Source organism: Cupriavidus sp. YR651 (assembly GCF_900101625.1).
In the GTDB taxonomy this organism is placed as follows: domain Bacteria; phylum Pseudomonadota; class Gammaproteobacteria; order Burkholderiales; family Burkholderiaceae; genus Cupriavidus.
Genome location: NZ_FMYZ01000001.1, coordinates 754,331 through 779,907 on the forward strand (window position 1 = coordinate 754,331; position 25,577 = coordinate 779,907).

23 protein-coding genes and 1 pseudogene are annotated in these 25,577 nt (G+C 63.3%); 11 read left to right on the forward strand and 13 right to left on the reverse strand.

Translation table 11 applies throughout. From position 1 onward, the window contains the following. Positions 1–478: 478 nt before the first annotated feature. The 7 genes from gltA to BLR29_RS03410 all read right to left on the reverse strand — a co-directional run bounded on the left by gltA (position 479) and on the right by BLR29_RS03410 (position 6,787). A complete protein-coding gene (gene gltA / locus BLR29_RS03380) occupies positions 479–1,780 on the reverse strand; it encodes a citrate synthase (RefSeq protein WP_092134593.1) in 1,302 nt (433 codons plus the stop codon). Positions 1,781–1,822: 42 nt separating this feature from the next. After that, complete coding sequence (locus tag BLR29_RS03385; RefSeq protein WP_092134594.1) at positions 1,823–2,104, reverse strand: FAD assembly factor SdhE; 282 nt, start codon at positions 2,102–2,104, stop codon at positions 1,823–1,825. 138 nt (positions 2,105–2,242) lie between these two features. Further along, a complete protein-coding gene (locus tag BLR29_RS03390) occupies positions 2,243–2,944 on the reverse strand; it encodes a succinate dehydrogenase iron-sulfur subunit (RefSeq protein WP_092134596.1) in 702 nt (233 codons plus the stop codon). A gap of 34 nt (positions 2,945–2,978) precedes the next feature. Then, positions 2,979–4,757, reverse strand: coding sequence for a succinate dehydrogenase flavoprotein subunit (gene sdhA, locus BLR29_RS03395; RefSeq protein WP_092134597.1), 1,779 nt, complete (start codon positions 4,755–4,757; stop codon positions 2,979–2,981). 3 nt (positions 4,758–4,760) lie between these two features. Beyond that, positions 4,761–5,126: a succinate dehydrogenase, hydrophobic membrane anchor protein gene (sdhD, locus tag BLR29_RS03400; RefSeq protein WP_092134599.1), complete on the reverse strand. Its 366-nt coding sequence runs from the start codon at positions 5,124–5,126 to the stop codon at positions 4,761–4,763. Positions 5,127–5,136: 10 nt separating this feature from the next. After that, complete coding sequence (gene sdhC / locus BLR29_RS03405) at positions 5,137–5,547, reverse strand: succinate dehydrogenase, cytochrome b556 subunit (protein ID WP_092134601.1); 411 nt, start codon at positions 5,545–5,547, stop codon at positions 5,137–5,139. Between the two features lie 373 nt (positions 5,548–5,920). Next, positions 5,921–6,787: a GntR family transcriptional regulator gene (locus BLR29_RS03410; RefSeq protein WP_092134602.1), complete on the reverse strand. Its 867-nt coding sequence runs from the start codon at positions 6,785–6,787 to the stop codon at positions 5,921–5,923. A gap of 404 nt (positions 6,788–7,191) precedes the next feature. Between BLR29_RS03410 and BLR29_RS03415 the strand changes: the two genes are divergently transcribed. From BLR29_RS03415 to BLR29_RS03435, 6 genes are all read left to right on the forward strand, one after another. Next, positions 7,192–8,175 (forward strand): malate dehydrogenase, encoded by a 984-nt coding sequence (locus BLR29_RS03415; RefSeq protein WP_092134604.1) that lies wholly within the window; start codon positions 7,192–7,194, stop codon positions 8,173–8,175. 127 nt (positions 8,176–8,302) lie between these two features. After that, positions 8,303–9,283, forward strand: a complete 981-nt coding sequence (locus tag BLR29_RS03420) for an HpcH/HpaI aldolase/citrate lyase family protein (RefSeq protein ID WP_092134606.1) — start codon at positions 8,303–8,305, stop codon at positions 9,281–9,283. A gap of 241 nt (positions 9,284–9,524) precedes the next feature. Beyond that, on the forward strand, positions 9,525–10,073 hold the full coding sequence (locus tag BLR29_RS03425) for a hypothetical protein (protein ID WP_092134607.1): 549 nt from the start codon (positions 9,525–9,527) through the stop codon (positions 10,071–10,073). A gap of 190 nt (positions 10,074–10,263) precedes the next feature. Next, positions 10,264–12,969, forward strand: coding sequence for an aconitate hydratase AcnA (acnA, locus tag BLR29_RS03430; RefSeq protein WP_092134609.1), 2,706 nt, complete (start codon positions 10,264–10,266; stop codon positions 12,967–12,969). Positions 12,970–13,221: 252 nt separating this feature from the next. Next, on the forward strand, positions 13,222–13,356 hold the full coding sequence (locus BLR29_RS32755; protein ID WP_255371071.1) for a hypothetical protein: 135 nt from the start codon (positions 13,222–13,224) through the stop codon (positions 13,354–13,356). 141 nt (positions 13,357–13,497) lie between these two features. Further along, positions 13,498–14,700 carry a DUF2863 family protein gene (locus tag BLR29_RS03435; RefSeq protein ID WP_092134610.1) on the forward strand — a complete coding sequence of 401 codons (1,203 nt, stop codon included), beginning with the start codon at positions 13,498–13,500 and terminating at the stop codon, positions 14,698–14,700. 236 nt (positions 14,701–14,936) lie between these two features. Here BLR29_RS03435 and BLR29_RS03440 read toward each other — a convergent pair whose 3' ends face one another. Continuing rightward, positions 14,937–15,605: a tRNA (guanine(46)-N(7))-methyltransferase TrmB gene (locus tag BLR29_RS03440; protein WP_176860864.1), complete on the reverse strand. Its 669-nt coding sequence runs from the start codon at positions 15,603–15,605 to the stop codon at positions 14,937–14,939. A 167-nt stretch (positions 15,606–15,772) separates the two neighbouring features. Between BLR29_RS03440 and BLR29_RS03445 the strand changes: the two genes are divergently transcribed. After that, positions 15,773–17,383, forward strand: a complete 1,611-nt coding sequence (locus BLR29_RS03445; RefSeq protein ID WP_092134612.1) for an ABC transporter substrate-binding protein — start codon at positions 15,773–15,775, stop codon at positions 17,381–17,383. 136 nt (positions 17,384–17,519) lie between these two features. On the opposite strand, the gene BLR29_RS03450 is transcribed toward BLR29_RS03445, so the two are convergent. Next, entirely contained in the window at positions 17,520–18,497 is a 978-nt protein-coding gene (locus BLR29_RS03450; protein WP_092135415.1) for a class I SAM-dependent methyltransferase, read from the reverse strand. 29 nt (positions 18,498–18,526) lie between these two features. Continuing rightward, a complete protein-coding gene (locus BLR29_RS03455; RefSeq protein ID WP_092134613.1) occupies positions 18,527–19,288 on the reverse strand; it encodes a tetratricopeptide repeat protein in 762 nt (253 codons plus the stop codon). Positions 19,289–19,440: 152 nt separating this feature from the next. Here BLR29_RS03455 and BLR29_RS03460 point away from each other — a divergent pair, with 152 nt between their 5' ends. Continuing rightward, positions 19,441–19,953, forward strand: a complete 513-nt coding sequence (locus tag BLR29_RS03460) for a hypothetical protein (RefSeq protein WP_092134615.1) — start codon at positions 19,441–19,443, stop codon at positions 19,951–19,953. Between the two features lie 164 nt (positions 19,954–20,117). Here BLR29_RS03460 and BLR29_RS03465 read toward each other — a convergent pair whose 3' ends face one another. After that, positions 20,118–20,732: a DUF2968 domain-containing protein gene (locus BLR29_RS03465; protein ID WP_255371072.1), complete on the reverse strand. Its 615-nt coding sequence runs from the start codon at positions 20,730–20,732 to the stop codon at positions 20,118–20,120. Between the two features lie 624 nt (positions 20,733–21,356). Between BLR29_RS03465 and BLR29_RS03470 the strand changes: the two genes are divergently transcribed. Then, positions 21,357–21,725 (forward strand): ArsR/SmtB family transcription factor, encoded by a 369-nt coding sequence (locus BLR29_RS03470; RefSeq protein WP_092134618.1) that lies wholly within the window; start codon positions 21,357–21,359, stop codon positions 21,723–21,725. Continuing rightward, entirely contained in the window at positions 21,722–22,804 is a 1,083-nt protein-coding gene (locus BLR29_RS03475; RefSeq protein WP_092134620.1) for an SRPBCC domain-containing protein, read from the forward strand. Before BLR29_RS03470 ends, BLR29_RS03475 begins: the two co-directional genes overlap by 4 nt. Positions 22,805–22,864: 60 nt before the next feature. Here the strand turns inward: BLR29_RS03475 and BLR29_RS03480 are convergent. Both BLR29_RS03480 and BLR29_RS03485 read right to left on the reverse strand, forming a co-directional pair. Continuing rightward, positions 22,865–23,068, reverse strand: a pseudogene (locus BLR29_RS03480) (DNA-deoxyinosine glycosylase); the annotation flags it as partial. 3 nt (positions 23,069–23,071) lie between these two features. After that, the gene (locus tag BLR29_RS03485; RefSeq protein ID WP_092134622.1) at positions 23,072–24,901 is read right to left on the reverse strand and encodes a DEAD/DEAH box helicase; all 1,830 of its coding nucleotides are present in this window, start codon (positions 24,899–24,901) and stop codon (positions 23,072–23,074) included. A 132-nt stretch (positions 24,902–25,033) separates the two neighbouring features. Between BLR29_RS03485 and BLR29_RS03490 the strand changes: the two genes are divergently transcribed. Beyond that, complete coding sequence (locus tag BLR29_RS03490) at positions 25,034–25,573, forward strand: HEPN domain-containing protein (protein ID WP_092135417.1); 540 nt, start codon at positions 25,034–25,036, stop codon at positions 25,571–25,573. Positions 25,574–25,577: the final 4 nt, after the last annotated feature.

Here is a 25,577-nt window from a genome sequence, read left to right on the forward strand (position 1 = left end):
GAGATGGCGGAGAGAAGACCCGAAGCGGAAGACGGGCCTGCGATAGAGACAAGTGAAGCGTGCGGGGCCCGGCATGTGTCAGCGTCCCGGATACCCGTGACGCCCAAAGTTCGGAAAGACAACGTTGTGATGCGTTCTCTATTGCGCAAGCGCTTCGCCTGCCCCGCTTTCCAAACTCGACGCACCGGAAGGGTGGCCCGGCTGCCGGTCGGAAAAGCAGCCCGCATTATAGAGGGAAGTTGCAACCGGATGGGGTGAAAGTCCCCGCACTTGCGGAAAAACCGACAACTAATACCGAGAGGTGCAACCCTGTTTCAGCATGAATCACCGCTAAAAGGCACATTCCCAACCGTTGTGCATGACACATACGATGACGTGACCAGGATGACGCAACCTGTTGCAACCCAAAAACAAACGCCCCGGCAAGCCGGGGCGTTCGAATTTGCTGCACTGCAAGGCGGCGAGTGCCGCCCGAGGATCAGCGCTTGGCCATATCCGGCACGTCGCGGGCGGCGTTGCCGTTGAACAGCTGGCGCGGGCGACCGATCTTGTATTCCGGATCGGTGATCATCTCTTCCCACTGCGAGATCCAGCCCGGCGTACGTGCCAGGGCGAAGATGCAGGTGAACAGCGAGGTCGGGATGCCCAGCGCGCGCTGCACGATACCCGAGTAGAAGTCCACGTTCGGGTACAGCTTGCGGCTCACGAAGTACTCGTCTTCCAGCGCGATCTTTTCCAGTTCCATGGCCAGCTTGAACAGCGGGTCGTTGTGCAGGCCCAGTTCGTTCAGCACTTCATGGCAGGTTTCGCGCATCAGCTTGGCGCGCGGATCGTAGTTCTTGTACACGCGGTGGCCAAAGCCCATCAGACGCACGCCGGAGTTCTTGTCCTTCACCTGGCGGATGAACTCGTTGATGTGGTCGACGCTGCCAATTTCTTCCAGCATCTTCAGCGCGGCTTCGTTCGCACCGCCGTGGGCCGGACCCCACAGGCAGGCCACGCCGGCGGCGATGGCGGCAAACGGGTTCGTGCCCGACGAACCGGCCAGGCGCACCGTCGAGGTCGAGGCGTTCTGCTCGTGGTCGGCGTGCAGGATGAAGATGCGGTCCAGCGCGCGCTCCAGCACCGGGTTCACGGTGTACGGGGCGCACGGCGTGCCGAACATCATGCGCATGAAGTTGCCCGAGTAGGACAGGTCGTTCTGCGGGTAGATGTAAGGCTGGCCGATGTTGTACTTGTAAGCCATGGCGACCAGGGTCGGCATCTTGGCGATCAGGCGGATGGCCGAGATCTCGCGCTGGTGCGGATCGTCGATGTCCATGGCGTCGTGGTAGAACGCGCTCATGGCACCCACCAGGCCCGTCAGCACGGCCATCGGGTGGGCATCGCGGCGGAAGCCACGCAGGAAGAATTGCAGCTGCTCGTGAACCATCGTGTGGTTCATCACGCTGTTTACGAATTCTTCCTTCTGCTTGGCGTTGGGCAGCTCGCCCTTCAGCAGCAGGTAACAGGTTTCGAGGTGATCACACTTCTGTGCCAGTTGCTCGATCGGGTAGCCGCGATACAGCAGTTCGCCCTTGTCACCATCGATGTAGGTGATCTTCGAGTTGCACGAAGCTGTCGACATGAACCCCGGGTCATAGGTGAACTTGCCGGTTTGTCCGTACAGCTTGCGAATGTCGATCACGTCCGGGCCAACAGTGCCCTTGTAGATCGGCAGCTCAACGCTGGGGGAACCATCGGAAAACGATAGCGTGGCTTTCACATCGGACGGCGTCATGTCGGTTCCTTCAAATGCTGTGAATAATAGTGTTGACCAAACTCAGACCGAACGCAGCAGGCCAAGGACCCGCTGCATCGGGGGCGTGTCGAGCTCACCGTCCAGCTCCTTGCGGGCAAGCAGCAGGTCCATCAACTCGTTGTCGCTCAGCTCGAACAGCTCGCCAAGCGATGCCACATCCTGATCGGACAGGCTCTCCTCGTAACGGTTGAAGAAACGTTCGACGATGATGTCGTTCTCCAGGAGGCCGCGGCGGGCACGCCAGCGAAGACGGGCGCGCTTGTGCGGATCGGCCTGATGGGAGAAAGTGGTGGAAAGACTCATGGTCAGCCTTCTTGCGATCGGCGCGCCCCCCGATATACCTCACCGGGCTGACGCGCCGCTTACATCGACTACATCAACTGCAAACTACGGCACTGCGCTGGCTCTGCGTGGTGGCAGAAGGCAGTTTATACCGCGCCCTTATACCGCGCGGCGGACCATCAGTTCCTTGATCTTGCCGATGGCCTTGGTCGGGTTGAGACCCTTCGGGCACACGTCGACGCAGTTCATGATGCTGTGGCAGCGGAACAGGCGGTACGGGTCGTTCAGGTTGTCCAGACGCTCGTTGGTTGCCTGGTCGCGGCTGTCCGCGATGAAGCGGTAAGCCTGCAGCAGGCCGGCAGGGCCGACGAACTTGTCCGGGTTCCACCAGAACGACGGGCACGACGTGGAGCAGCTGGCGCACAGAATGCACTCGTACAGGCCATCCAGCTCGTCGCGCTCCTGCGGCGATTGCAGACGCTCCTTCTCGGGCGGCGGCTCGTCGTTGATCAGGAACGGCTTGATCGAGTTGTACTGCTTGAAGAACTGCGTCATGTCGACGATCAGGTCGCGCACGACGGGCAGGCCGGGCAGCGGACGCAGCACGATGCGGTCCGGCAGCTCGCGCATGTTCGTCAGGCAGGCCAGGCCATTCTTGCCGTTGATGTTCATCGCGTCCGAGCCGCACACGCCTTCACGGCACGAGCGACGGAACGAGATGGTTTCATCCAGCTTCTTCAGCTTGACCAGTGCGTCCAGCAGCATGCGCTCGTGACCGTCGAGTTCCACCTCGTAGGTCTGCATGCGGGGTGCGGCGTCCTTGTCCGGATCGTAGCGGTAGACTTCGAAAATACGCTTCATTTCTGTGGGTCCTGTTTTCTCTACGATGCGGTGCTCAGAAGGTACGGGCCTTCGGGGGAACGGATTCCACCGTCAGGGGCTCCATCTTCACCGGCTTGTAGTCGAGGCGGTTGCCTTCGCTGTAGAACAGCGTGTGCTTGAGCCAGTTCTGGTCGTCGCGGTTCGGGAAATCGCTGTGCGCGTGGGCGCCGCGCGATTCCTTGCGGGCCGCGGCCGAGATCATCGTCGCCTTGGCCACTTCCACCAGGTTGGCCACTTCGAGGGCTTCCACCAACGCGGTGTTGAAGACCTTCGACTTGTCCTTCAGGTGGATGTTGTTGGCGCGCTCGGCCACTTCCAGAATGCGCTCGACACCCTCGTCCATCAGCTTCTGCGTCCGGAACACGCCGGCATGCGACTGCATGTTGCGGCGGATGTCGTTGGCCACGTCCTGCGTGTACTCGCCCGAGGACGTTGCCTGCAGCTTGGCCAGGCGCGACATGGCGCGATCGGCGGCATCTGCCGGCAGCGGCTTGTGTTCCTTCTGCTTCGAGGCGTTGGCGATGATGTGGTTGCCGGCCGCACGACCGAACACCACCAGATCCAGCAGCGAGTTCGTGCCCAGGCGGTTGGCGCCGTGCACCGACACGCACGAGCATTCGCCGATCGCGTAGAAACCGTTGACGACCTCGTTGGGGTTGCCGTTCTTCGGCACCACCACCTGCCCGTGGAAGTTCGTCGGAATGCCGCCCATCTGGTAGTGGATGGTCGGGACGACGGGGATCGGTTCCTTGATCGCGTCGACGTTGGCGAACTTCATGCCGATCTCGCGGATCGACGGCAGGCGCTTCATGATGGTCTCGGCACCGACGTGAGTCAGGTCGAGCAGCACGTAGTCGCCGTTCGGGCCGCAGCCACGGCCTTCCTTGATTTCCTGGTCCATCGAGCGCGAGACGAAGTCACGCGGCGCCAGATCCTTCAGCGTCGGCGCATAGCGCTCCATGAAGCGTTCGCCATCCTTGTTACGCAGGATGCCGCCCTCGCCGCGCACGCCTTCCGTGATCAGCACGCCCGCGCCGGCCACGCCGGTCGGGTGGAACTGCCAGAATTCCATGTCTTCCAGCGGCACGCCGGCGCGCGCCGCCATGCCCAGGCCATCACCGGTGTTGATGAAGGCGTTGGTGGAAGCCGCGTAGATCCGGCCGGCACCGCCGGTCGCGAACAGCGTGGTCTTGGCTTCGAGGATATAGACTTCGCCGGTTTCCATTTCCAGCGCGGTCACGCCCAGGACGTCGCCGTCCTCGTCGCGGATCAGGTCCAGCGCCATCCACTCGACGAAGAAGTGGGTCTTGGCGCGAACGTTGCGCTGATACAGCGTGTGCAGCAGCGCGTGACCGGTACGGTCGGCCGCGGCGCAGGCACGCTGCACGGGCTTCTCGCCGTAGTTGGCGGTGTGGCCGCCGAACGGACGCTGGTAGATCGTGCCATCGGCGTTACGGTCGAACGGCATGCCGAAGTGCTCGAGCTCGTACACGACATTCGGCGCTTCACGGCACATGAACTCGATGGCGTCCTGGTCGCCCAGCCAGTCGGAGCCCTTGATCGTGTCGTAGAAGTGATAGTGCCAGTTGTCCTCGCTCATGTTGCCGAGCGAGGCACCGATGCCGCCCTGCGCCGCAACGGTGTGCGAGCGGGTCGGGAAAACCTTCGACAGCACGGCCACGTTCAGGCCGGCTTCTGCGAGCTGGAGGGATGCGCGCATCCCGGCGCCGCCCGCCCCGACGATGACCACGTCGAACCGACGACGCGGCAATCCAGTCTTGACTGCGACCATTTATTACACCCTCCAGAGAATCTGAGCAGCGTAGCCCGCGCAACCGACGAGCCACAGAATCGTAAGAACTTGGAGCACGAGGCGCACGGCCATCGGCTTCACATAGTCCATCCAGATGTCGCGTACGCCGATCCAGGCGTGGAACAGCAGCGAGAGGATGGTGAGGAACGTCAGGATCTTCATCCACTGATTGGCGAAGAGACCCGACCAGCCTTCGTACGAAGGATTGCCGAAGGCGAGATACACCGCGGCGAGCACCACGGTGAAGATCACCATGATGACGGCGGTGACGCGTTGCGCGAGCCAGTCTTTCAGACCGTAGTGCGCGCCGACGACGAGACGCTTGGGACCGATATTGTTATTTGCCACTTGATTCTCCTCAGAACAGGCCGAAAAGCTTCAGCCCGAAAATCAGGGTAAGCAGCAGGCTGACGATCAGCACGGATACGGCAGACTTGGCGGACGCGGGCTTGGATACGCCAACGTGCACATCGAGCAGCAGGAAACGGATGCCGGCGCAGAAGTGATGCAGATAACCCCAGATCAGCGCCAGGATCACCAGCTTGACGAAGCCGTTGGACAGCAGGGCCGAGAACTTTGCGAAACTCAGTTCGGAGGTGACGCTCTGCTCAAACAGGTACAGAACGAAAGGAAGGAGGAGAAACATCATTGCACCGCTGACACGATGCAGGATGGATACCTTGCCGGCCCAGGGCAACCGGTAGCGCGAGATTTGCGCGATACCGATGTTCCGGAACTCCGGCCTGGCTTGTTTGACGGCTTCAGCCATGCGAGACCCCATTTGCGGTAAGAAAAAAACTGCAAAAGAACGAAACTGCCATTGCCCCGGATTGCATACATGCGCCACAGCAGGTACCGTGGACGCACTGGTTTGGATCCTGCGCGTGGGTGTCGCTGGATGCAAATGGATGCACTGGAGCAAATCCCGATGATTTTAGCGCCTTTGTTGCGCAGCGCACCAATAATTTTCAGCTATCGCGCACCAATCCGGCGTGCCCGACAATCGCACGCAACAATTCACGCACGATAGCCGGACGAGGCATTTCCGGCGATTGCACTCGCCATCCGCAATGGTAGGCACAAGCGTCGCCACATGCCGCAACAATCGGCACGCCGCCCTGCCCGTCCATCGCTTCCGGTCATCAACTCAAGTCGTTCTGATAATAGTGCCGCGCAGTGACATACAGTCCGCGGCGAACCTCCACCGGACGATCGCCATAGGTGAACGACACACGTTCCACCGACAGCAGCGGCGAGCCCGGCTCCACGGAGAGCAACTCCGCCGCCGTATTATCGGCACCGACGGCCCGGATCTTTTCCGTGGCGCGGATCATCCGCGTCCCGAACTCGGCTTCGAAGAGCGCGTACATCGGGCCCTTCCACTCGTTGAGCTTCTCGGCCGTCAGGCCCTTGAAGTTCGCGCCCAGCAGCCAGATTTCATCCAGCACCGTGGCTTCATTCGAAAAAGTCAGTACGCGGCGGATCTGCACCACGCTATCACCCGTGCGGATATCCAGCAGCCGGGCAATCTCGGCCGGTGCGCGCAGCCGCTTGCACTCCAGCACGCGACTAGCGCCGTAATGGGGTTCGCCCTCGTCCGGCACCAGCCGCAGGAAGCGGAACTTGACCACATCCTCGTAGTGCGTCGTGACGAAGGTGCCCTTGCCCTGCCGGCGCGCCACCAGGTTGTCGGCGGCCAGTTCGTCGATGGCCTTCCGCACCGTGCCCTGGCTGACCTTGTAGCGGGCGGCCAGATCCATCTCGCTGGGGATCATGTCGCCCGGCTTCCATTCGCCGGATTGCAGGCTCTGCGTGATCAGGGCCTTGATCTGCTGGTACAGGGGACTGAACGTCGGCGACGGATTGGCGCCGGCTGGCACGCCCTGCGCGGCAGGCAGGGACGACGGGGAATTCGCGGACGGCTGCGCCCCGGCACTGCTCGGGGCAGTGCCAGATTCCGGCGCGCCAGGGTTGGTCGCGGCGGACAAGGGCGTAGGCAGGGATGACATAGGCCGGATTTCACCACAAAAGCGAGAATCGCGTCCAGCGCGCTATGAAATGTCTTATGTCTTATATAAGACATATGAATTGACATCAATCAGGGTCCGCCCTACACTCGCGCAGTCCGCGGAGCCGCCGCTGGCCGACTTCCGCCCAGGGAGCTCAAAACCCTGCTCGCGAATCCGTCCGGATGCGGCACACCACGCAGCAGTAGTAGACTTACGCCTTGTCGCCCTCGACGCATGCAAATGGCTCGCGCGCTCCTTGTCGCCGGCCACGGGCAATGCCGCGGGCTCCCGGCGGATGCCCGCCTGCCCCGTGGCGACACGCGACCAGCACCCGGTGACGCGCCGCCCCCTATCCGCGGCCGCCGCCGACCGGTTTCCCCCTCTTTTCGTTTGGAGAATTACTCATGGCTAAAGCCCCAATGCGCGTCGCAGTCACCGGCGCCGCTGGCCAGATCGGCTATTCCCTGCTGTTCCGCATCGCCAACGGCGACATGCTCGGCAAAGATCAGCCGGTCATCCTCCAACTGCTCGACCTCCCGCAAGCCCAGGCCGCCGTCAAGGGCGTGGTGATGGAACTGGAAGACTGCGCGTTCCCGCTGCTGGCTGGCGTGGTCATCACCGACGACCCCAAGGTCGCCTTCAAGGACGTCGACGTGGCCCTGCTGGTGGGTGCCCGTCCGCGTAGCAAGGGCATGGAACGCAAGGACCTGCTCGAAGCCAACGCCCAGATCTTCACGGTGCAGGGCAAGGCACTGGACGAAGTGGCCAGCCGCAATGTGAAGGTGCTGGTGGTGGGCAACCCGGCCAACACCAACGCCTACATCGCCATGAAGTCGGCCCCGAGCCTGCCGCGCGAGAACTTCACCGCGATGCTGCGCCTGGACCACAACCGTGCCCTGTCGCAAGTCGCCGCCAAGACCGGCAAGCCGGTGTCGTCGATCGAAAAGCTGTTCGTGTGGGGCAACCACAGCCCGACCATGTACGCCGACTACCGCTACGCCACCGTCGACGGCAAGAACGTCAAGGACATCATCAACGACCAGGTCTGGAACAACGACGTGTTCCAGCCGACCGTCGGCAAGCGCGGCGCCGCCATCATCGAGGCGCGCGGCCTGTCGTCGGCTGCCTCGGCCGCCAATGCCGCCATCGACCACGTGCACGACTGGGTGCTGGGTACGAACGGCAAGGTTGTCACGATGGGTATCCCGTCGAACGGCGAATACGGCATTCCGAAGGATGTGATGTTCGGCTTCCCCGTGACCACCGCCAACGGCAAGTACGAAATCGTGAAGGGCCTGGAAATCGACGCCTACAGCCAGGAAAAGATCAACATCACGCTCAAGGAACTGGAAGAAGAGCGTGCCGGCGTGCAACACCTGCTGGGCTGATCTCCGGAGCTTCCCGCTCATGAAAAACCGGGGTCCCGCATCGATTCGAAAATCGGCGCGGACCCCGGTTTTTTCTTGGGCATCGACTTTGTCTTCTCATTAACCCCTGTTTTCATACGTATTCAACGTGCATCCATCCGAGGTCTTGTTCCAGGGCGAAGCCATTCCGGTCCAGTTGCCGGTGTGTGACCACTATGCCGGCAGCGAAAAGCTCATGCGCAAGTCGCTTGCCTTGCAGCAAGAGCTTGGCCCCGTGTTCGACATCACGTTCGACTGCGAGGACGGCGCCGCCGTGGGCCTGGAGCGCGAGCACGCGATGCTGTGCGCACAGCTCATCAATGGCGCCGACAACGCCCACAACCGCGTGGGCGTGCGCATCCACGATCCCGCCCACCCAAGCTGGCGCGAAGACATCGACATCCTGGTGGCCGCGGCCGGCGCGCGGCTGGCCTATGTGGTCGTGCCCAAGGTGACCGATGTGGTCGAGGTGGCCCGCATCACCGACCACGTGAACCACGTGGCCAAGTCGGCCGGCATTGCGCGGCACATCCCGATTCACGTGCTGATTGAGACACACGCGGCACTCGAACAGGCCTTCGACATCGCCGCGCTGGTTCAGGTGGAATGCCTGAGCTTTGGTCTGATGGACTTTGTCTCCGCCCACCACGGCGCCATCCCGGGCGACGCCATGCGCTCGCCCGGCCAGTTCGAGCACCCGCTGATCCGCCGCGCGATGCTGGAAATCTCCGCCGCCTGCCACCGGCACGGCAAGGTGCCCTCGCACAACGTCAGCACGGACGTGCAGAACCCCCAGCAAGCCGGCGACGATGCCCAGCGCGCCCGCGCCGAATTTGGCTACTTGCGCAAGTGGAGTATCCATCCGGGCCAGATCGCGCCGATCGTGGCGGCATTCCGCCCGAGCGACGGCGAGATTGGCGCCGCCAGCCAGATCCTGCTGGCAGCCCACGAGAACAATTGGGCGCCGATCCGCCATGATGGCCAGTTGCACGACCGTGCCAGCTATCGCTACTACTGGTCTTTGCTGCAGCGCGCCCACGCCACGGGCAAGAGCCTGCCCGGCCCGGTGGCAGACCTGTTTTTTGACTGAGGCGGGACCGACGCGCAGGTGACGTGGCCGCGCGCGGAAGCTGCCCTTTCCGGGCTCCATGTGCCCCATGGCAAACGATCCGCGTCCGATTATGTAACCAATGAATGATGGACTTCGCCCGGTCAGACAAATCGTAGAGAATAGCGGCGGAAAGTTGCCGGAGCGCCCCCCGGTGCCCCGCCCGGACCAATATTAGAACGAGCTTTTTTTGACTACTTTGAAATCCGGAAGGAAACCCATAATGAAACAGATCGTGCTTGCCACCTTGCTTGGCGCCCTCACCCTGACCGCCGCCAGCACCGCCATGGCGCAGGAACCCGCCAAGAAGCCGGCAGCCACCAAGAAGGCGCCTGCCAAGAAGTCCGCCAAGGCCGCCCCCGCGGAAGCCGCTGTCACGCCGTCGGGCGAGAAGTGGCAATGCGAACTGGGCAACGCCCTCTATATCAGCGGCAACATGCAGCGCGACGAGGTGCTCACCGTGCATTGGCAGGGCAAGGATTACCGCCTGCCGCGCCAGAGTACCGTCACCGGCGCCGATCGCTACTTCGATGCCCGGTCCGGCCTGGATCTGGTCGTGATCCCGAGCAAGGCGATGCTGTTCAACAAGAACCTGGGTCAGCGCCTGGCTGACGAATGCCAGAACGCCGACATGCAGGCCGGCGGTTCCGCGCCGACGCAAGCCGGCGCCCTGCGCGCCCCGGCGACCACGCCGCTGCTGATGGCCCCGGCGGCTCCGCAACAGGCCGCCGACGCCCAACAGCCGGCTGCCCAGGCCGCGCCGAAGCAGTAAAGTCTTACCTTGCCGTACCCCGCGTGGCGGACCACCCGCCGCGCGGTCGCTCTGAGTTTGTTGCAACGGTGCGCGTCCGGGCTCCGGCCGCGCCGCGTACAGGCGGCGGAACCCTTTCGTGCACCGGGGTCTGAAGAAGAAGAAAGTCCAGAAGTCGAGTCCCGCGTCATCCTTCGATTGGAGTCAGGCAATGCCCCACAATCTCAATAACACACTGAAAGAATTCAAGATCGGCTCCGGCGGCCGCGGCCAGTACTATTCCCTGCCCCAGTTGGGCAAGGCGCTGGGCGTGAAGATCGAGCGCCTGCCGATGTCGATCCGCCTGGTGCTGGAATCGGTCCTGCGCAATTGCGATGGCAAGAAGGTGACCGAGGAACACGTCCGGCAACTGGCCAACTGGAAGCCCAACGCGGACCGCGTTGACGAAATCCCCTTCGTGGTCGCACGCGTGGTGCTGCAGGACTTCACGGGCGTGCCGCTGCTGGCCGACCTGGCCGCCATGCGCAACGTGGCCGAGAAGATGGGCAAGAACCCCAAGAAGATCGAGCCGCTGGTGCCGGTGGACCTGGTGGTCGACCACTCGGTGCAGATCGACCACTTCCGCGAGAAGAAGGCGCTGGACCTGAACATGCAACTGGAATTCCAGCGCAACAACGAGCGCTACCAGTTCATGAAGTGGGGCATGCAAGCCTTCGATACGTTCGGCGTGGTGCAGCCCGGCTTCGGCATCGTCCACCAGGTGAACCTGGAATACCTGGCCCGCGGCGTGCACAAGAAGGAAGGCGTGTACTACCCGGACACCCTGGTCGGCACGGATTCGCACACGACCATGATCAACGGCATCGGCGTGGTGGGCTGGGGTGTCGGCGGCATCGAGGCCGAGGCCGGCATGCTCGGCCAGCCGGTCTATTTCCTGACGCCTGACGTCGTCGGCGTGGAACTGAAGGGCCGCCTGCGCGAAGGCGTGACCGCCACCGACCTGGTGCTGACCATCACCGAAATGCTGCGCCGCGAGAAAGTCGTCGGCAAGTTCGTCGAGTTCTTCGGCGAAGGCACGGCCAGCCTGACCACCCCGGATCGCGCCACCATCGGCAACATGGCCCCTGAGTACGGCGCCACGATGGGCTTCTTCCCGGTCGACGAAAAAACCATCGACTACTTCAAGGGCACGGGCCGCACCGAAGAGGAAATCGCCGCATTCGAAGGCTACTTCCGCGCCCAGGGCATGTTCGGCGTGCCGCGCGCCGGGGACATCGACTACAGCACCACGCTGTCGCTGGACCTGGGCACCGTGGCCCCGTCGCTGGCCGGCCCGAAGCGCCCGCAGGACCGCATCGAGATCGGCAACGTCAAGAGCACGTTCGCATCGCTGTTCACCAAGCCGGTGGCCGAGAACGGCTTCAACAAGGACGCCGCCGAGCTGGACCGCGAGTACACCACGTCCGACGGCGTGAAGGTGAAGAGCGGCGACGTACTGATCGCCGCCATCACCTCGTGCACGAATACGTCCAACCCGAGCGTGCTGCTGGCTGCCGGCCTGCTGGCCAAGAAGGCGGTGGAAGCCGGCCTGACCGTTGCGCCGCACATCAAGACCTCGCTGGCCCCGGGCAGCCGCGTGGTGACCGAGTACCTGACCGCCACGGGCCTGCTGCCGTACCTGGACAAGCTCGGCTTCGGCGTGACCGCGTATGGCTGCACGACCTGCATCGGCAACGCCGGCGACCTGACCCCGGCGCTGAACGAAGCCATCGTCCAGAACGATCTGGTGGCTGCCGCCGTGCTGTCGGGCAACCGCAACTTCGAAGCACGCATCCACCCGAACATCCGCGCCAACTTCCTGGCATCGCCGCCGCTGGTGGTGGCCTATGCCATCGCCGGCAATGTCACACGCGACCTGATGACCGAGCCGGTCGGCAAGGGCCGTGGCGGCAAGGACATCTGGCTGGGCGATATCTGGCCGACTTCGGAAGAGATCCAGTCGCTGCTGAAGTACGCGCTGGACGCCAAGACGTTCAAGGGTAACTACGAGCAGGTGAAGAAGCCGAGCAAGCTGTGGGCCGCCATCAAGGGCACCAAGGGCCAGGTCTACGACTGGCCGACGTCCACCTACATCGCCGAGCCGCCGTTCTTCCAGGACTTCACGCTGCAGCCGGGCGAAGCCAGCGCCAGCGTGCGCGGCGCGCGTGCCCTGGGCGTGTTTGGCGATTCCGTGACCACCGACCACATCTCCCCGGCCGGCTCCATCAAGGACACGTCGCCGGCAGGCAAGTACCTGCTGTCGCACGGCGTGCTGAAGGCGGACTTCAACAGCTACGGCTCGCGACGCGGCAACCATGAGGTGATGATGCGCGGCACGTTTGCCAACGTGCGCATCAAGAACCTGATGATCCCGCTGAAGGCGGACGGCTCGCGCGTGGAAGGCGGCATTACGCTGCACCAGCCGACCGGCGACGAGATGTCGATCTACGACGCCGCCATGAAGTACGTCGCCGAGGGCACGCCCACGGTGGTGTTCGGCGGCGAAGAGTACGGCACGGGATCGTCGCGCGACTGGGCGGCCAAGGGCACGCAACTGCTCGGCGTGAAGGCCGTGATCGCGCGCAGCTTCGAACGGATTCACCGCTCCAACCTGGTGGGCATGGGCGTGCTGCCGCTGCAGTTCAAGGGCAGTGACAGCGTGCAGTCGCTCGGCATCATCGGCAACGAAACGTTCGACGTGGAAGGCATCGAGGGCGAGCTGAAGCCGCAGCAGGATGTGGTGCTGGTGATCCACCGCGCCAATGGCGACACGCAGCGCGTGCCGGTCCTGCTGCGCATCGACACGCCGATCGAAGTCGACTACTACAACCACGGCGGCATCCTGCCGTTCGTGCTGCGCCAGTTGCTGGCAGCGTAGTCAGCACGTGATCGGTGCCCGCCCCCACGGGGGCGCGGACCGCGCGGCAAGCCAACGGCGCACCACCCGGTGCGCCGTTTTCCTTTCCGGCTTCCGGGTAATCCCCACCCCCTCGCGTAAGTTCCACGCAAGCCTGCGCTGCCAGACTGGCCTTCACACCGCCGGCCGTCATGTACTTACTGGCGTTCACCCCGGCGCTCAACCCTTGAGGCGCAGCAGAATTTCAAGCGCCCGCCCTGACTGGAGACACCCATGGTTAAGATTCTCATCGCTTTCATCGTCGTGGCCGGCGCCTGCCTGTACCTGCTGACCAAGGGCGGTGGCGACGTTTCCATGGGCGGAGAACAGCACGGCACCGAAACCCACGCTCCCGCCGCACAGAAGTAAGCGTGCGACCCTAGACACGCATCCGGGCACCGCCCGGCCACGATCGGTCGTGGCCATCGCGACGTGCCCTGCACCGGGCCGCTGTGTTTGTCAACGCAGCGAGTAGAATACCGTTTTACGAAAAACGGACGGTCTCTACATATGGCAGGTTTTCGCCCCAAGTCTTCCCCCCGACTCTCGCCCGATGCCGAGCGACTGGTGGCCGACGCGCTCGCCCTGGACGCCTCGGGCAGTCGCATGGAGGACGGGTATTGGGAGCGGCGGCTGTCGCAACGGCTCGGCCGTCTCCTGAAGAACGGCAGCCAGACCGCACTGGACGCCGCACTGGAACATTTGTTCAAGCACAACGCCGATGCTTCCGACGTGCTGGCCGAACAGGCCGAGACGCTCGCCGAATCGGCCACGCTCGAGATCGATGGCGTATTGCACGATGCCCTGCTGATTGCCGCGCCGATCCTGGCCCACACCCGCTACGCGATTCCCTCCGGCGCGCTCAAGCCTGAACTGGCACAGACCCTGGCCGTGCACCTGCAGGCGCACGTGCTGGCCACCAGCACCAAGGTTGCACTGTCTCCTTATCTGTACAGCATCGACCAGCTCCCGCGCACCCACAGCGACACCTTCGCGCTGACGCACAAGCTGGCGTCGGCCGCACTTGCCGGCACCGTGCCCAAGGTCGACCTGAAAGACCTGCCCGAGACGGCGCCCATCCTGGCCGATCCGCGCTACCTGCTGGCCGTGGTGGTGGCGCCGCACGAAGGCGCACTGTTCCGCTGGCAGGAGGATGCCAAGGAGCACCACGCCGAACGCACGGTCTGCCTGGAGCAATGGCGCAATCAGGTGCAGCCGTCGGTGGCCGTGCTGCTGCCCGGCTGCGAGTTTGAACTGCTGCTGCCGGACGCCTTCTTCCTGTCGTGCCGCGAATCGGACAAGAGCATCCGCCCGCTGACCGTGCGCGCCGCCGTCAACTACCTGTGCGGCACGCTGGACGTCCCGGCGGGCCAACTGGCTGCGGTGGTGGCATCGTTTGGCGAGGAAGTCGTCGAGGAATACCGCGTCGGCTTCACCATGCGCGGCGAGAAGGATGTGATCTACGGCATCGTCTGGCCCGTCTATGGCCGCGAGGCCGGCGAGGTGGACGCCGAGGAGAAAGGCAACCCGCTCGAGCAGATCTGCGAGGAACTGCGTAACGCCGGCGTGGAGGAAATTTTCCGCCATGCCGCGCTGTTCGACCCCGAGTACTGCGAGGACTGCGGCACGCCGCTCTACGCAGACCGCTCGGGCGAGATCGTGCACGCCGAACTACCCGAGGACGCGCCGACCCAGCAGCCGCTGTTCCATTGAACAAAAAGCCCGCGAAAGCGGGCTTTTCTTTTGGTTAGGAGGTTGTTTAAAAATGAAGCGAAGCGGTCCTGGCTAGGGCGGAGCAGGGGTTTCGGATCGCACGCGATCCGCCTGCGTAGCGGTATGCGCCTACGAGCGCATACGCGCCCTGCAAGGGCGCGGCCGCAGACAGTACAAGTGGTACGGCAAGGCCGCGCAACGACGCCAGGATCTTTTTTAAACGACCTCTAAAGGGCTCAGGTTCTCTCGCTGACGCATCGCCACAGCGCCTGCCCCGATGCGCCGTACTTGCGCTCGAACGGTGTCATCGGCGTCTCGGGCTGCCAGGCCTCGGTCGTTGCCGGGCGGCCCACCATCGTCAGCGCCGCGGCGAACTCGTCGATGTAGATCTTCCAGTTGCTGCGGCATTCCAGATAGTCGCCGCAGGCCGCCAGCGCCGGAAACACCGCGTGGCCTTGCCATCGCCGGCCAAGGTGGCCGATCTTGGGCCAGGGGTTCGGATACAGCACATAGTGCCGCGCCACCGGCACCTTTGCGTCCTGCATCAGGCGCCAGACGTCGACCAGATCCGCGCGGGCCCAGTGGAAGTTGGCAGGCATCGCCGCCTCCCACCAGTCCTTGCCGGCGGTCAGCCGCTTCTCCGACTGATCCACCCCGATCACGTAGTGATCCGGGAAGCGCGTCGCCAACCGTAGCGTGCTCTCCCCCACGCCGCAGCCAGCGTCGAGGATCAGCGGCGTCCCGCCGGCCTGCTGCCAGGCGTCGATGGCCATATCGAACGCGCGCTGGCTTGGCGCGCCCACGGGCTTGCGGAACGGCTCGGCCAGATGGCGCGCCACGCGGGCGGCCAGATGCTCATGGATATCGGACTGCGCCGACGTTATCGTGCGGGAATTGGCGAACATGGGCGCGATTTTACCGGCCTCGCCGCCAGGGGGCTGCGCCGCATTGCGCAACAATGTACATTTGCCGGCACAATGCGAGCGAATGCGAGCGAACGCCAGCGCAAGCGAGCGTATGCAAGCCACTGCAAGCCCCTGACACCGTCTGACCCTGAACGAGGAGCCCACCGATGAATGCCAGCGATCGATCCGCCGCCGTCCGCCGCACGCTGCTGCAGGCCACCTTGTCCGCCGTGCTTGGCGCGGCCACGTTCACGCTGCTGCCAGCGGGCGTGGCGCATGCCGAGGACCTGCGTATCGGCCTGGCCGCCGACGTCACGTCGATGGACCCGCAATGGAACAACTCGGGCCCGAACAACGCCATCGCGCTGCATATCTTCGAGTCGCTCGTGTTCATGGACAAGAACGCGCGCTACATCCCCGGACTGGCCCTGTCATGGAAGCCCGTCAACGCCATCACGTGGGAAATCAAGCTGCGTCCAAACGTCAAATGGCACGACGGCGCGCCGTTCACGAGCGAGGACGTCAAGGCGTCGCTGGAGCGCCCGGAGAAACTGACCAACAGCCCGGGCTCGTTCACGAGCTACACCAAGCCGATTGCGCGCATCGACACGCCCGATCCGCTGACCGTCCGCCTGACCATGAGCGTGCCCAACTACGCCAACCTGGCCAACGACCTGAACAGCGTGCCGATCATGCCGAAAAAGGTCGCCGCCAACCTGACCCAGGCGGACTTCGATTCCGGCAAGGCGATGGTCGGCACGGGCCCGTTCAAGTTCGTGCGTTTCGCGCGCGGGCAGGAAATCGTGATGGCGAAGAATCCCGACTACTGGGGCCCGAAGGCGGAATGGGACCACGCGACCTTCCGCATCCTGACGGACAACGGCGCCCGCAGTGCCGCACTGCTAGCCGGCGACGTCGACGTGATCGAAAGCGTGCCGTCCGCCGACGTGGCGAAGCTCAGGCAGAATCCGAAATTCAAGATCGAACAGGCGGTCTCCTGGCGCACGATCTTCTGGCAGATGGACCAGTCGCGCGATAACCCGCCATACGTGACCGACAAGGCCGGCAAGCCGCTCGGCAAGAACCCGTTCAAGGACGCCCGCGTGCGCGACGCGATCAGCAAGGCCCTGAATCGTGATGCCATCGTCAGCCGGATCATGGAGGGCCTGGCGGTGCCGGCGTCGTCGATCGTGTCGCCGCAGATCTTTGGCCATCCGGGCACCAAGCCCGACGCGTACGACCCCGACGGCGCCAAAAAGCTGCTCGCCGCCGCCGGCTACCCGGACGGCTTCGGCCTGACGCTGCATGCGACCAACAACCGTTACCTGAACGATGCCCAGGTGGCGCAGGCCACGGCCAGCATGCTGACGCGCATCGGCATCCAGACCAAGGTGGAAACGCTGCCGGTGGCCGCGTACTTCACGCGCGCGCGGCAAGGCGATTTCTCGTTCGAGATGCTGGGCTGGGGTTCGGCCGCGGCCGATGTGGCGCTGCGCTCGATCACTGGCACGCCGAATCCGAAAACCGGCTATGGCACCTGGAACTGGGGCAAGTACAGCAATCCGCAACTGGACCAGTTGATCGAGAAGTCGCTGACCACGGTGTCGAGCGACAAGGCCCGGGAGGAGAACGCCCGCGCGGCGGCAAAGTTCGCGCTGGCGGATCACGCGATCATCCCGTCGCACAGCCAGCTGGCCATGTGGGCGATGCGCAAGGGGCTGAAGTATGAGGCGCGGACGGATGAGTGGTCGCTGGCGCAGTTCTTCCACAAGGAGTAAGGGAACAAGCGGCACGATCGAAATGGACAAGGGGGCACGTGCCCCCTTTTCTCATCGTTGTTCGCCCCGGCGCCACTGCGTGGACGCCGCCGCTCCAGCGCTCGCCAGGGCGACCCCGCATCTGATCACCAGTGCCTCAGATCACCAGCCGGGCTTCCTGACGCGCGTTGGCCGCGCGCAGCTTCTGCACCCAGTCTTTCGCCGGCAGCGTCGTCGCGGCTTCCACGACGGCGGCCCTTGCCTCCAGCGTTTCCCATGACACATCGATCGCCGGCCCATTGAAAGCCATCGCGATGATATTGCCGTCGTGCACCTCCGGGAACACCAGCACGCGATTGTCGAATGCATCGCAGATCCGCACGATGTTCTTCGGAAAACTCTCGTGGTCGCCGAACAGGTTGATCGTCATCACGCCGGGAGACTTCAGCACGCGGCGGCAGGCGCGATAGAACGCCGTGGTGTCGAGCACCGGCCCCCGCGCCGTGGCGTCGTACAGGTCCACTTGCAGCGCGTCCACGGATGCCGTGGTCGCGCCATCCATCACGTAGTCCCAGGCGTCCTGCTCCCGCACCGTCAGGCGGGCGTCGTCATTGCGCAGGCCGAACATGCTGCGGCCCGCCACGATCACCGCCGGATTCAACTCCACCGCCGTCACCTTCGCGCGCGCGAAATGACGATGGCAGAACTTGGTCAGCGCGGCGGCACCCAGCCCCAGCTGCACCACATGGAAGTCACCATCGGAGGGCGACTGGAACAGCAGCCACGCCATCATCTGCTGCGCGTACTCCAGTTCGATGGCATCGGGCTTGCGCAGTCGCATCGCACCCTGGACCCATTCGGTTCCGAAGTGCAGATAGCGCACGCCGTCCATCTCGGAAAACGTCACCGGGGCGAAGCGCGGCTTCATGCGCACTTCCTTGGCGCCGTCCTTTTGAGTCGCCTTGCCGGCGCCCTTGCCGCCATCTTTGCCAGTTTCCTTGCCGGCGTCCTTGCCGCTGTGTTTGCCGGCATCCTCCCCCTCATCCCAGAGGTTATTGCGAGAGGATTCGCGATGGCCCCGTGCCGGGCGGCGCGAGGCGACTGCCTCGATCGATTTGCGTTTCAGAAGCGTCATAGAACTGAAAAAAGCGCCCAGGGCGCGGATCATTGGGCCAGCGCCGTCTGCGCGCGCTGCAGCCATTCGCGATTGTGTTCGCGGGCATGGCGCGGCCAGTGGCGCGCGTCATGAACAATTTCGGTGTAGAGCACCCTCGCGCGTTCGCGGTCCGCGGCGTCGGGCTGAGCGGCCAGCCAGTCGGCAAACAGGCAGCGCGGCGCGGCATCGCTGGCACACGCCAGCGCCTGCTCGAACGCCGCACGCGTATCCGGGGACCCGACGGCAGCCAGCGCGCGAGCATACAGCAATGCCGGGTCCGCCTGTTCGCGCGCCTGCGGCGTGGCCGCGAACAGACGCTCGAGCGTGGCCTGCGCGGCCGCATGCTGGCCTGTGGCGACCTGCGCCCGGGCCAGGCCCTGCAGCAACGCTGGATCGGAGGCAAACGGCCCGTTGGCGGCGGCCTGATAGTGTTCCAGCGCCTCCGAGGCGTTGCCGGCATCGAGCAATGCCGCGCCCAGGCGCATGCGGTGATCGACCGTTGGCGCGCGATCAAACGCGTCGCGCGCCTCGCGCACGGCACGGTTCGGATCGACGATCTGCTTGATGGCGCGGGTGGCCGCCCGCGCGCCGCGCGTCTGGCGCAGGCTGGGCAGGTAGACCGCGAAGAAATACACCACGCTGCCCAGGCCGGGGAAGATAAACAGCAGCAGGAGCCAGTACATGTTCTGGTGGCTGCGCACCGCATGGATCGCGAAGAAGATCGCGACGATCACGTGCAGGCCGATGCCGCCGATGCCGAAAGAGGACATATGCAATGAACCCGGAAAAATGCCGCCGGCTCCACCGGAGCCGGTCATGGCCGCGATTGTGACAGAAGCCGGTAAGACCGCCCCCGTCGCCCTAAAGTTTTCCGGGACGGTGCCGATGAAGGGGTACGCTCTCCCGTCGATCGGATTTACGCATGACATCCCTCAGCAGCGTTACCCCCCAGATCATCACGCCCAGTGACGTCACCGTAACCAGGGCCAACCGCTTCACCCAGCCCGCTGATGCCGAAACCCAGGTAACCGACAGCAAGGCAGGCGACAGCCAGGGGAGCGTCACGGGCCCGGCTTCGGGCTCGGCCCGCGCCAGCGGCTCGATCACCGGCCCGTCCGGCCTCGGCCGTGCAGGCAAGGCCGGCGGCACAGGCGCCACCGACAGCAGCAGCGAAGACAGCGAATCGGCCGTCATCAAGGCCCTGAAACAGCAGATCGAGGCGCTGCAGAAGCAGCTCGCCGCCCAGATGCAGCAACTGCAGGCGGCACAGAACAGCAACGCTGACGACAGCGCCAAGGCCAGCACCGTGGCGGCGCTGCAAGCCGGCGTGACGGCGACGTCCGCCGCCCTGCAGGAGGCTGTTGCCAAGCTGGCCGAAGCGATTCAGGAAGCCGGCGGCAGCACCTCGGGCAATATCGTCGACACAACGGCCTGACTTGCCTCGCGGCTGCGGCCATTGTATTGAGACATACCGCGGAGACATACCGCGGATACATACCGCGATACCCGCCTGACCGGCCTGCCCAGGCCAGCCGGGCGCGCCGCACCACCTGCCCCGCCCGCCTGAACAGACGGGCCGGAACCCGATGCGGCCAGTGCCTAGCGCCGCGTCTTCTGCGACCCGGGCATCTGGCCCGAGTCCGCCAGAGTCGACTCGATACGGCGAATTTCCTGCCGGAGCTTTTCAAGCTGGGTGCGCGCGGCGCGGTTATCGACTTCGGCGGCCTGCACTTCCATGCGGGATGCCTGCCGGGTCTCCGTCAGGCGCTGGCGCTGCGCCTGGATCACGCTCAAATCATTGCTGAGGGCACTGGCCCGCGCTTCCGCGTCTTGAATCGCACGATCATATTGGCGCTGCTGCGTGGCCAGCAATTGCCGCCGGATCTCATCGTCAGCCATGGCTGCGCTTTGCTTGCTGGCCGTACGGTAAGCCGACTCGGCCGCCGCCAACGAATGAAAGCGCGATACGTTCCAGAGCTTGTTCTGGTAAGAGAGCCCGACGTAGCAAAGCACCTGGTCATCGGCAAGCATCAGGGTCGCGCCGTAGTCGCCATTGACGCTCGCGCGCAATTCACGGACGGACTTGTCTCGCATACGCTGCTGCAGTTCAGCGACGAGGCTCGTCGAAGATGGCTCGGCCGGCGTACCGGACTCGACCGAAGTGTCGACGGCGGGCGCCGGATTGGCTTGCGCGAAAACAGCGGACGCGCCCATCGACAACTGCATCGCAATGACGCAGGCGAACAACCGGGGATGGCAAAATTTGTCAAACATGCTTTTTAGTATGTAGTGGCAGTTTGTTTGGCAAGGCAGCCAGACTGCAACAACACGGCTGCAGGAGGACGGACATCAACAACATGGCTGAAAGCAGCTGGTTCTTGATCCCGGCTCTCCACCATGGAGCGTCGGTGATCTGGGATTACGGCTACTTCCGGAAAAACTTGACCCCTGATCTTGATGCAGCCGCACAGGATAATCCATGCCGCAGGTCTTGCCGAGAATATCGCCCATCAACGACCAGAACCGGTTGTTATTTTGTCTAATTTGACACCACCAGGCAGTTGGCCGCGCAGATGCAGCCGTTGCAGGCGGCGCAGAACAGTGGCGCGGATGACAGCGCCAAGGCTGGCACCGTGGCCGGCCTGCAAGCCGAGGTCACCGCCACGCTGGCGGCCCTGACTCGACGGCCTGAGCGGCACTCCCCTCCCCCGAGACGCCCTTTGAGCCGGCTGGACCTCCACTGGCCGGCGCGTATCTCCCCTCCCGCATCGCCTGCGCCCCGAACCATCGGATGTAACAGAGCTTGATCTTCATTTAACCAATGAGTTAAATGACCTCATGCCAAATACCGGCGACCCCCTCTCCACCATCTTTGCTGCCCTGGCCGACCCGACACGCCGCGCGATTCTTGCGCGGTTGTCCGAGGGCGACGCCCCGGTCAGCGAACTGGCGCGCCCGTTCGATATCTCCGCCCCGGCCATCTCCCGGCATCTGCGTGTGCTGGCCGACGCAGGACTGATCGAGCGGGAAGTCAACGCACGCTGGCGTATCTGCCATTTGCGCCCTGGCGCATTGCGCGATGCGCATGGCTGGCTGGAGACCTATCGCCGGCTTTGGGATGGCAATCTCGACCGGCTGGTGGCCTTTGTCGAGCAGACGCAAAGCGAGCCCGCTGTCACCCATCGGAAAAAGGGGATCAAGTCATGACCGAAGCTGCAACGTTTCATCTGGAGATGACCCGCCAGATCCGCGCGCCGCGCGAGCGGGTGTTTGATGCATTTACCGACCAGGCCGCCCTGGCCGTCTGGCATTGCCCGCGTGGCATGCAGGTATTGGAAGCCAGCGCCGATGCGCGCGTGGGCGGCCGCTATCGACTTGTGATGGGCGCAAAGGACGGCGAGCAACACATCGTCGGTGGCGAGTATCAGAAGATCGATCGCGCTGACTTTCTGGCCTACACGTGGCAGTGGGAAGGGAGCGAGCCACCCGCCGGCGTGCGCACGCTCATCGAGATCACACTGACCGACAAGGATGGCGGCACGCACCTGCACATGCGTCATAGCGGCTTCCCCGACACCGCCACGCGCGATTCGCACGCCGGCGGCTGGCAATCGGTCTTCAACAACCTTAGTGACTATGTGGATGCCGAAGGCAGCGCCGGCACGCTGACCGTCTACGGCGATGCGCGCAGCACCTACGTTCGCACGGTGCGCCTGGCGCTCGAAGAGAAAGGCGTGGCCTACACGCTCAAGCCACTTGCGCCGCACAACGACGAACTGCTGGCCCACAACCCTTTTGGCCGCATTCCGGCATTCGCCGACGGTCCGATCGAATTCTACGAAACGCGCGCCATCCTGAGCTATATCAACGACGTCTTTGGCGGCCCAAACCTGATTCCGCAAACCGGCCCCACTGCGCGCGCACGCTGCGAGCAGTGGATCAGCCTGATCAACTGCCACGGCTACGATGCGATGGTGCGCCGCTACGTGCTGCACTACGTGTTCCCGAAGGGCCAGGACGGCCAGCCTGATCGCGCCACCATCGAGGCGGCCCTGCCCGAGATCGCGAGGCAGCTCGATGCATTGGAGCAGGCATACGGCGGGCGCGATTTCCTGGTCGGGAATACGTTGTCGATGGCCGACCTGTTCTTCGCCCCGATCGTCGAGTATCTGGCGCGATTCCCGGAAAGCGCGGCGATGCTGGAAACGCGGACGAACATCCGGCGTGGTCACGCAGTCATGCGTGCGCGGCCAAGCTACGCAGCCACGCAGCCGGATTTCGGCTAATCAGTCGAGCCAGGTCGGAGCGGCCGGGGCGCTCCGACGCACGCGAGGGAACGTGAAGGGCTATACCAGACGCGGCTTTTCAGACAGCCACGTCTGCAATGTCTGCCAGGCGCGCAGCTTTTCCGCGTATGACAATGTGTAGGCAGGGCTGCTGGAGGGAAGCATGACGATCCGATGCCGATCCGCATGATGCGCGAGCGCTTTCTTGCCGATACGCGCCGCCGTGCCACCATTGAACGCGATGACCTCGAGACCGGGCAACGCAGATCAGCCAAGTCCCTCCATCGCCGCGCGCAGCTCCCCGGCAAATCGGGAGTCTTCGCCATGGGTTATCACGAGTTGCCGCGTGGCCCGCGTCATGGCCACATAGAGCAACCGGGCCTCGTCCTCCGGAGATTCTTCCTTCTTGTGAGGCATGCCAGTGCCTGGAATGCACACCAGCGGGAATTCCAACCCCTTGCTGCTGTGCATGGTTACCACCTTGACACTGTCATCGCCGGGCGTAAAGCGCTTGCTCTCCTGTGGGCACTCGAATGGAATACCTTGTCGCGCCAACACATTGGTGATTTGACTAGCCATATCCCAATAGCGATACAACACGGCCATTTGCGACCACGGCGTCCCAGTCCTATTCTCATCTCGCAGGATCTGGGCAATACGTTCCACCTCGGCACTGAACGTAGGCAGCTCAAGCAAGAGGGGCTTGGGACCTCGCCTTCCGGCCCCTATGGGAAGCACGGTGGGCGCCTCATCCTCCCCAACATCACGTGAATTCAATAGTTCGCCAGCAACGGAACGCGCGACAAACAGAATCTCCTGCGTGTTTCGGTAGTTCAGCTTGAGAATGGTGGTACGACCCGATGCCTTGATACCAACGCTCGCGAAGCTGAATTTCCGTTTAGCCGTACCGCCATAGATCGACTGCGCATCGTCATACATGACAAGCAGAGAATTGCTCTCCGGGTTGACCATTTGCACGACCAGCTTGAACCACTCCGGCCGAAAATCGTGACCCTCATCGATCAGTACGGCGTCATACTGACCGGATGGGATCAGCTTCCGATCAACGCCATGGATGACGCGCTCCACCATCGACTCGAACAATGCGTCCGTCGGCGGACCCTTGGGTCGCTCAATATGAAAGGCATCGAGCTGGCGCGAACACCACGCATGAAAATTGTGAACGTGAACCTTGTCGCCGATACCCTTTTCATCCATGGAAGCCGCCAGCTTGGCGGCAAGCGTCTTGTTGTAACAGAGCACCAGCACCGGCCGCGTTACGATCTTCGCCAAGTGCTCTGCACGATAGCCAAGAATCAGCGTCTTACCTGACCCGGCCACGCCATGGATAACGCGATGCCCTTCCCCCAAACTGCGCGCCAACTGCTCCTGCTGCAAATCCATGACGCGCAAAATGTCGGGAATATCCTGCGGCCCGGCGTCATCCTCGGCAAACAACGCCCGCTGTTCGGGCAGCCGAACCTGCGGAAACAGGTGCCAGCGAATCCTGTCGATCTGAGGAAGCGAAAGTTTGTGCGCAAACTTGATGGGAAACATGTCCCACAAACGTTGCTGGAACACTTCGGCTTCCACTTTCGGGTACATCTCGTCCTGACAGATAACAAGGTGCGGCGGGATGACATCGCCGAGATTGGTTCTATCGAAATCGCCACGCGAGATATTGGACAGTACGACACCATGGCCATATGGGAAGAATGGCTTCCCCCTTAATGAGCCGGAAGGCCAGACCAGTTGCGGATCCCGCTGCAGCAGATTGGTGACGTAGAACATGAACTGCCGCGCCTGCTCGAGCGGATTCATCGTCGCGACCAAGCCTTGGCTGGTCAGTAGGGTAACTGCACGCTGATCGATCTCGCGAATGTTGTCGAGCTTCCAATCCTTGACCTCCAGCACTAGCAACCCACGACTTGGATGAAACACGATGAAATCCGGATTTCGTGTCTTCTCGCCCAGCGTGACGTCATACCAGCAGACGTAGTCGTCTTCCAGCTTGGCCTCGAGCCTTTCGGCGAAGCGCTTTTCGCCACCGGTCATGCGCGAGGTGACCGAACCGAGGGAAGGAATCAGCGTTGCCATTATCTTCTTCTTATTCGCTATATAGCTATTGAGTTACTCTACCGGAATACTCTTCCGTGACCCGATGCAATCCGTATGGCCGAGAGAGTAGTCAACCCTCACATCGGACAATATCAAGAGAACCGGTATCTCATGTCAAGAGCCAAAACAACTTTCGAAGAATCCATCAAGGACGCCGACGAACTGCTGCGACATTTTGATAACCTGAATTCCAACCCGCCGCCGCCAAATGCCGAGGTTCTTAAACGTGCTGGGCTCATCATGGCAATGACAGCGTGGGAAACCTATGTCGAGGATCGCGTTCAGGAGGGTGTTACGGATTGGCTGCGCCCGGTCGAAGGCAGTCCGTTGGCGAAATTTGTTTCCGAACGGCTACAGGATGAACTCAAACGGTTTCACAATCCATCGACAGACAAGACGCGCAAGCTCTTTCTCGATTATCTAGGCAAAGACGTCACTGCGCATTGGACGTGGAATAACACTGATGCCGCAAAGGCCAAACAGACGCTGGATGACTGGATTCGGCGGCGAGGAGATGCCGTGCATCGATCTCGCACTGTCTCGGCGGGTCCTGCAGTTGCACACCTGATAAGGCGCGACGAACTAGAAAAGGCGATTCGCTTTCTTCGCGGTCTGGTGGACGCGACGGACAAAGCGCTCGATATGCGCTGATACG